Origin of the sequence: uncultured Thiodictyon sp., from assembly GCF_903946935.1 — a bacterium.
Taxonomy (GTDB): Bacteria; Pseudomonadota; Gammaproteobacteria; order Chromatiales; family Chromatiaceae; genus Thiodictyon.
Window position 1 is genome coordinate 1 of sequence record NZ_CAJAXH010000219.1, and the last position, 2,096, is coordinate 2,096.

Below are 2,096 nucleotides of genomic sequence, written 5' to 3' on the forward strand. Positions count from 1 at the left end.
ACCCAGGTCCCCGACACCGGCCACTGGGCAAAGATGACGCCACCGAGCAGGATCGAGATGATCCCGCCCAACACTGCCCAGACCCATCCTGGTGAGCCCCGGTGTTGGATGGCCATCACGATGCGCAGCGCCCCGACGGCGAGCAGGACGCCCGCGATGATCAGGGTAAAGGTGCCCGAGGCCAGCAGTGGGTCCTGGATGATCAAATACCCCGCCAGGATGTACTAAGGTGGCCGCAAGCATGTGCTCCAACACGCATCGCCAGCCCCGGCAACTGAAGGCGCCGACCAGTTGGAAGCCCCCGCCCACCAGCAGCAGCCAACCGAAAAACAGAACGGTGACGAGGGTCAAGCTGAAGCTGGCGCCCAGCCCGATGGTCCCGAGCACGATGGACAGGACCCCAAGGGCAAGCAGCCAGCCCCAGTTTTTCTGCAGGTCTCCGAACAGGGCGATCTGAGCGGCGGGCAGCGGGGCAATTTCGATATCGGACATGTCAATCGACTCCAAGTTGGCGTGAGATATTCGGATTAAGGCGCCTGACGAGCCGCAGCGAACTTATATTTGAACTGAAGTTTCCTACTTTTGATCGGGGGCCTTGGCCGTCATTCCGCCTATGCTATTCCCGGCTCCTGCCCTTGAGCGCATGGGCTGCACATCGGCGCACCGGCCAGATGGTCGGAGCGGGGAACGGGGGCGACGGTGGGTTCACGGCAAGAAATCGTACACCAAAAGTGATTTTATATTAGTGGAAGCTAATATACGAAACCATCAATCTATGGAACCCCGGTGAGCGTCTGCCAGTATCGGTAATTACAATGTAGATTCAGCAACTTAAGGCTGAATACGGACTCGATTCGGCGTATAATCAGAGGTGTCTAAGCCGTTGATTAGAAAACCAAACGAGCCCGCATTCCATGCCGATCTTACCCGCTCTCGCAACCCAATTCCAATCCCTCTTTCCGGCCACCGACCACGGGCAGGAGCGCTGGCGCTGGTTCATGCTGACCCTGCAAGCGATCCTGGTGCCCATCACGGCGTCGCGGACCTCCAATCTGCGGCGCACCATTGCGACCCTGTTTGGCGTGGAGATCGCGCAGTCGCGCTACTACACCTTCATGGCGTCGGTGAAGCTGGCCTGGGAGCCGGTTTGGGAGATCCTCTGGCGGGCGATCCCCGACCCACTCACCGACGGACGCCTACTGCTCGCCGTGGACGACTCGATCAATCCCAAGACCGGGCGCAAGGTGTTTGCCTGCCAGACGACCTTCGACCACGCCGCCAAGACCAACCAGAGCCAGTTTCCCTGGGCGCAGACGATTGTCACGGTCGGTTTGCTCAAGATCATCCACGGGCGCTGGTGCTGTCTGCCGCTGGCCTTCGCCTTCTATTTTCGCTACCTGACCTTGCACACCCGCTGCGTGCGGGTGCGCGGCGAGCCGCAGGTGTTTCAGACCAAATTTGCCCAGGTGGTCGCGCTCATCGTGCGCCTGGGCGCCGTCTTCACCGCGGTCCCGGTGCTGGTGGTCTGCGACAGTTGGTTCGGTAACAATGGGTTGCTCAAACCGCTACGGCAGCAGTTCGGGACGCGCGCGCACTTACTCTCGCGCCTGCGCAGCAATGCCGCCCTGTATGAGTTGCCGACCCCAACCCCAGGGCGGCCGGGACGACCACGCAAGTACGGGGTCCGCGCGGGCACTGCCGCACAACTGGCGACCACGCTTCACGCCGAGGCCCAGCACTACACGCTGCATCTGTATGGCCGGATGCGCGAGGTGGCGGCCGTCGAGCGGGTGGTCATGCTCAAGACGCTGCGCTGCCCGGTGCGCGTGGTGTGGGTCTTTCGCCGCACCCAGTGGGTGGCCTTGGTCACGACCGATTTAACCTTGTCGCTGGCGCAGATTGTCGAATACTATGGGGCGCGCTGGAAAATCGAAGCCGGCTTTCGGGAGATCAAGCAGGAGATCGGCAGCGCCGAGACCCAAACCCGTACTGCCGAGGCGGTGACTAATCACTTGAACTTCTGCATGGCCGCGACCGCAATCACCTGGATCTATGGCGCGCAGTTGGCCAAGGCACCGCCCCGTCGCTATGCCACC

2 protein-coding genes and 1 pseudogene are annotated in these 2,096 nt (G+C 61.6%); 1 reads left to right on the top strand and 2 read right to left on the bottom strand.

Going from position 1 to position 2,096, the window contains the following annotated elements:
• Window positions 1–206, bottom strand: a 206-nt coding sequence (locus QZX93_RS19145; RefSeq protein ID WP_295394849.1) for a DUF308 domain-containing protein, incomplete at its 3' end; no start/stop codon positions are given.
• A 109-nt stretch (window positions 207–315) separates the two neighbouring features.
• Window positions 316–492: pseudogene (locus QZX93_RS27470) on the bottom strand (HdeD family acid-resistance protein); the annotation flags it as partial.
• A gap of 422 nt (window positions 493–914) precedes the next feature.
• Between QZX93_RS27470 and QZX93_RS19150 the strand changes: the two are divergent.
• The coding region (locus tag QZX93_RS19150) for a transposase (RefSeq protein WP_295394851.1) at window positions 915–2,096 on the top strand (1,182 nt) is incomplete at its 3' end.